1 protein-coding gene and 1 pseudogene are annotated in these 6,098 nt (G+C 37.7%); both read left to right on the top strand.

The features are described 5' to 3' along the window. A pseudogene (locus tag Q0983_RS12765) lies at positions 1 to 233 on the top strand (hypothetical protein); the annotation flags it as partial. Between the two features lie 648 nt (positions 234 to 881). Beyond that, positions 882 to 6,068, top strand: coding sequence for a T9SS type A sorting domain-containing protein (locus Q0983_RS12760; protein WP_299553819.1), 5,187 nt, complete (start codon positions 882 to 884; stop codon positions 6,066 to 6,068). The last annotated feature ends 30 nt before the right edge of the window (positions 6,069 to 6,098 follow it).

The raw sequence follows: 6,098 nt of genomic DNA, 5'->3' as shown, positions 1-6,098 counted from the left end.
TTGAACCCGATTATGAATTGCCTGAGTTATCTGAAGTAGAACGTTTTGTTAAGAAAAACAAACACCTTCCTGAGATTCCATCTAAGGCAGAAGTGGCAGCACGTGGCTGGTCGCTGCCTGAAATGGACCAAAAAATGTTAAAGAAGGTAGAAGAGCTTATGCTGTATACCATAGAGCAGGAAAAGCAGATTGAAGAATTAAAGTCTAAGATAGCATTACTTAAAGACAAATAGTTCTTTATTTAGAATTCAAAGCATAGCGTAGATAATGTTATTGCTTGGCTATATGTTCTTTAAAAGAAGATTTGGCTATCGATATTATAAATTTTAAGCATGTTTTGACTGAGACACTACACTAAGTCAGTTTTCAGAGGACCGTGGTTTCATTTTTATTTTAAGGCGCAAATAAAGAAAATCCCATGGTGACTCTATATTGTAAAAAAAGGAGACTTGGGCTAACAGAATGTTTATTCTAATACCTAATGCAGAACACCTAAGAAAGCATTAAAGTATGGAATAATAGCCATAAACACACATGTTTTAATGATGTGGGATTTTTATGGTCGTTTGTATGTAACTTAAGAATTAACGTTTGTTAAACTGACCTATAGCAATGACAACAGAAACGGTTTCTGAGGTCTTTTTCAAACCGCAGTATTGCGTAATAAATTTGATATAAAAATAACCATTAAAAGGTTGTTTAACGAAAAACAACTATATAATCCAGAAAACATACAATCTTTGAAGTAGAGGAGAACGAAAATCTTGATGTATTAAAAAAATGATATTCGTTCTCAATAAATAAACAAATGTCTTCATGCTCATCTGTCTCACATGAATATATGTTGTTCTGGGGCAATAAATAAGTAAAAGTAGAACAAAATGATGAATTTTAAAAAAGTAAATATGTCAAATCAGGTATGTGGACTTGGTTTTTATTTGGTAATCTGTTTTTTAATCATAAACAATGTAGGTGCACAGGTGAATAAAGGAACTTCCTGGAATCAAGACACGAAAGCTTTAATTGAGTATGGCACCAGAACATTTGTGACGCATATAGGTGATGCCTCAGCAGACCCTCAATTGCTGGATATGATAAAGCTGAATTATAGGGAACTCTATAGTGGGTCACAAAATGCCTTAAGGGGAGGAATTATAGCTGATGTAGCTAAAGGGAATAATAATGGAAAAGTAACCCTGACCCTATGGTCTTATAACAAGGATGGCAATAATGGGAAAGGAGCCAAGGGTCATAAGATTTATGAGATCTATAGTGATGAAACCAGTCGAGACTATGTCGAAAAAACTCAAAAGATAGTAGTATCTGGAAACAAGATCGTCGTGAGCACCCAAGGCAATAAAATTAAAGTATTCACACAAGGTCTCGATTTATTCAGAGCAACTGATCATCGTGTTGCTTCTTGTAAGAAAAGAACTGCAATGCAAGGATTGCGTAATTTTTTTAGGTATCTGAAGAGTTTTGTATCGAACGTAGATGATGAAGATTATGAGTGTGAAAAATATTATGATTACGAACAACCTGTTATTGTGGAATTAAAAATTGAGAATGGGGCGGAAGTTAAAAAACTAAAGATTCCCGGGATTGGAGAAGTTACTCCTGTTGGATTGTTTAAACGGGGTTTGACTATGTACAGCAAGCAAATCACCATTGAAAATATTCGTGTAAAAGACCCAGTATCGGGATCCATTACTTTTTCTGCGGATCTTAAAAATAATCTTGACACTGAGGTGAAATTGTCTGGTATTGAATTTTTTATAGAAAGTCTTACAAAAGAGAATCCTAACGATTATGTAAAAAAAGGTTCTAATTCGGACATCACCATTGAAAAGGATAACAAACATTCCTATATAAATAAAAAGATAGACTTTACCAGAGCCGCACTACCAAATGATAACTACGGGTTGTACATAAAGTACAATATTCTTAATAAAAGTAAAAATGAGTCCCATACCTTTAAACAATTTATATCCTTTTTTAGGGTCACCGCGGCAAATTCCGACCAGATATCCGTATATGATATCTCCAGGGAATTATATCAGGGATTACCCATATATAAATTAAAAGGCGGCATGAGTGCCGAGTACACCGTTCAAAAAGCACTGGCAGCATTAGATTACGGTATTTCACACACATGGCATGTGGGTAAAAAGCCAGATGGAACCCCGGATATGGATGGTGGCGGACCGGTGCCAGTTATGGGTAACCAGGATTTTTTGCAGCAATCTATTAATAAAACGGTTGATTTATATAACACGCACTTAGGACCTAGAAAAAAAATCAAAACTGTTATAATTGGTACCGGGCTTGCCAGTGCGCCGTACATATCATTTCAAATGAAAGCTCCCTTTTTACCCATTCACTTTTTAACCAGTGCAACGTCCTTAAAAGAGGTCAAGAGTATAACAGATTATGCCAATAGTACAGGGTATCCCTGTTTTGCAACGGCTGGTTATGACCCTTCGATGAAAAATGTTGGCGTGGCCTGGATTAAATTGTTAAACCTTCCAAACCAATATAAAAAGTTCCTTATAGACCATCAGGTGGAGAATGTGATTTTTTTTGGAGTGGACGAAATAGCCACAGGGGAAACCTTAGCAAGAAAAATAAACTTTGGAGCTTCCAACGGTAAGACAGATTATGCTGCAGGTAGCATGTACATTATGAGGATTGGTTCTGAAAAAGGTTTAAGTGCAGGGTTTAAGGATTACGACATTTTAAAAGGAAGTCAATTATTTGGCCCTCCAATTTCCATTGTTGACTGGGAAACATCCCTGGCGGATTCTCAAATTGAAAACTTTAAGATCGCCATAAAAAGTATGCCTAGTCCGCCTAATCAATTTATCATTAAAGCCAAAAATTCCCTGGATATGTATCACCTGGCCACATATACATCCCTGTATCACAAAAAAGCTAATAATAGTAAAATGGCAGCTATTCGGGGTGTAAATCTTAATGAATACCTCATAGCATTTCCCACATTTGAAGCGAAGGTAGGGCAGTTGCCTTTTCTATACTGGCAGGAAGGAGAGGAAGCATTTATTAAATCTTTAATTTTGAATTATGTGTGGGATAATATTGTAAGAGACAACCCGGCCATGACAAGAGATGCATATGCCAATCTCAATTTTCACTTCAACGCAAAATCACCGGCTAGAAATAAATTTAAAGCTTATTTGGAGACCAAACAAGAAAAATGGGACATGGCTTTAACGAACGTAACCATCAATAACTGGTTAAAACCAGATGTTTGGAATACGTCGGATGGCATGAACTCACCTTGTGAAAAAGCAGCCGATGCTATTGTTGCCGCAACCGGTGGTGTCGCATCCTATAGGACCTGGGCACAATCACTCACACCAATAACACCGACCGATCTCCTAAATCAAGGAACGCTTGTTACACGTATTGATGAAGACAAAAGTTATACCAGGGGAGGTGGACATCCCTCAATTGCAAGTAGTACTGCATTAAAATCGTTTAGTGATCAAGGCATAACCATAAAAAGATACGACTATGCTAAAAACAATTACTGGCAATCTATATTTGTGTCCAACCCTACAAGAATACAGAATATTGGCGGAACAAACCAGGCAGCGAAGTTTATTGAACCGGCTATAAAAAAAGGAGAGAAGCGTAGGCAAAGCATTACTGTTGCTGAGATAGATTTGAACAATACCAATGATGAGCTAACCTTGGAAATGGATTATGTTTTTAATGTTAAAGGGGAAGACGGGCTTTTGTCCTATAATCCGGATAATAAGAACGAGCAGGTCATGGATTGTTTCGAGTACGTGGAAATTCCCAAAACCTATTGGTTAGATATTCCCAATAGGGTTATGGCGAGAAATGGTGCGGTTTTTTTGACGAATGGCACAGTGTATGACTGGGACTATAATGGTATTCCCGGGGTAGTGCCATTTATTAAAAAGAAGGGCATAATTAAAGCGAAACCTCAAATACTATCTCATAAAGGGGAAGCTTATTTTGCCTGGAGTTGGGGGGCTACCAAAAGGGTAACTTTAGGCCATAGGCCTGCATCTATAAGTGGAAATAACTTAGTAAATGTGATATCAGGCCTTTTTCAATCGGAAACAAGTACCTATAATAATGCGTTGACAGGAATAACCTACATGACCAAAAGTAAGGATTATAGCATTACTGAATTACAACCCTCTTGGATGATAAATTATCCTGACTTTCCCGATGCTTATTTAGGACCAGATGGTAATGCCGTACGTAGTCTCCTGGCCGATCCCTATCATAACCCCCCAAAAGAGACCGGGTGGAATAATTGTGCAAGTTTGGGGTTAAACAACTTTGTTAAAAAGTTTTCCGCGTTAGCCTATAGGCAATATGACCGGATATTTGACAGAGTACCTAACGCGCGTACATTCATTGCAATTAAAGGCCGGCGTCTTGATATTGGCGTTATAGATGGTGAATTAGGTACAGGATTTTTGGTTAACGACCAATTGAAGACTAAAAAAGTGGGTATGAGAAATTGGGAGGTTAGTAATTTTGTAAGACATAAAGGTTATGATCACTTTATGCATTTAGATGGGGGTAGTTCCTCTCAAATGTGGTTAAACGGTAGGGGACCTCTGCATTTTACGAATGGCTATCCATTGGAGAAAGATAACCAGGGACCATACATGTCCAGGTTAGGGTCCACTTTTATTATGCTTAAACCCAAGATTAATACAAGCCAGATAAAAGCTTATCAGGACGTAAACAATAAGCATTTAGTATTGAACAATTCGAATATGTCTTTTAATTATAATGAGGCTAAGGATCATTCAACAGATAAAGCCTTTGTAAGTCTGAGTCCCAATCTGGAAAAGCTAAAGAGTACTGACAATAAAGGTATTGTGGCCGGAAATTTTAAAATTGAAAATAGTGTCACAGCAAAAGGAGCAATATTATACTCTATAGGCGAGGACAGTTATTACCCGGATACGCGAGGCAAAAAAATAGTTGTACCGGAATACCTGAATATGACTGTAATGGGGGTTGGCAAAATTCCTAGTCCGCTATTGGATTCGTTAAAGCGAAGGGTCGCCAGAGGATCAGGAGATCCAAGGCTGCCCTATCCGACTAAGCTGGCTGCCAACTTAAAAGCTAATGATCAGGCTTTTTATTTTATCAAGCTGGATAATGGCAAAGTCAACCAATGCTATATAGATAAAACCGGATCATATAACAAGTATATAGACAATGAGTGGCATAGTTTTTACATTGAAAATGATAGAGGGTTCGCAGGTTATGATCCTAAACTGTATGTTGATAATGTCTTAATTAGAGGGAGCAATACCCTGAATTATTACAGGCCGGGCCCCAGCATTAATAAGTTCTTTAATTTTGATAAACGGCCTGTCACCCATGCTATGATAGGAGCGGTGAATGTGGATGGCCGTTTTGTAACCGGTAATTCAAAGATGCATATCGATAACTTTTTGTTTGTTGTCGGGAATTCTATAGCGTCATATTCCCAGAATATACGAACGAAAATACGGCAGGATTTAACAGATCATAAAAGGCTGCCGGATCCTTTGAGTTCAGCTATAAATGTCCCAACCTTATACTTAAAGGATGAGGTATTTGCGTTTCAATTCGAAGAAACAGCTGGTTGGCATTCGCATGCTATATCAGGATGGGGTGGAATTGGAGGAGATGCCCCTTTGCCAAACAGATGTTACGGGCTTAATCTAAACACCCAAAGAGTATCACAGAGACTCTCGAAAAAAGCTAAAATTAACGAGCCTTTGGAAGTTGTAGTGGAAGAACCTATTTTAAAATCCAGGGTACATCCCAATCCTACAAACGGGGAGATAACCTTAAGTATTGGTATCCTTAAGGATCAAAACCAAAAGATTGGAGTGGAAATATTTGATCTTTTAGGACGTAGTGTAATACCCATAAACGACTTTAAGGTAAATGAAGGAAACAATGATATTGTTATTGATGTAAACAAACTGCCTTCCGGGGTATATATCCTGAAAGTTACGGGTAAAGACTTGGAGGAATCGCATCGTATTGTGGTCAAATAGCCTGCTAACTAACCGCATATCTGATTAAAG

The organism is Seonamhaeicola sp., from assembly GCF_028281565.1.
In the GTDB taxonomy this organism is placed as follows: domain Bacteria; phylum Bacteroidota; class Bacteroidia; order Flavobacteriales; family Flavobacteriaceae; genus Seonamhaeicola.
This window is presented reverse-complemented; position numbering and strand designations above follow the sequence as displayed.

Bases quoted from the DNA above. Each gene is read 5' to 3' on its own strand.
- Q0983_RS12760 (WP_299553819.1), top strand. From the start codon at position 882: ATGATGAATTTTAAAAAAGTAAATATGTCAAATCAGGTATGTGGACTT.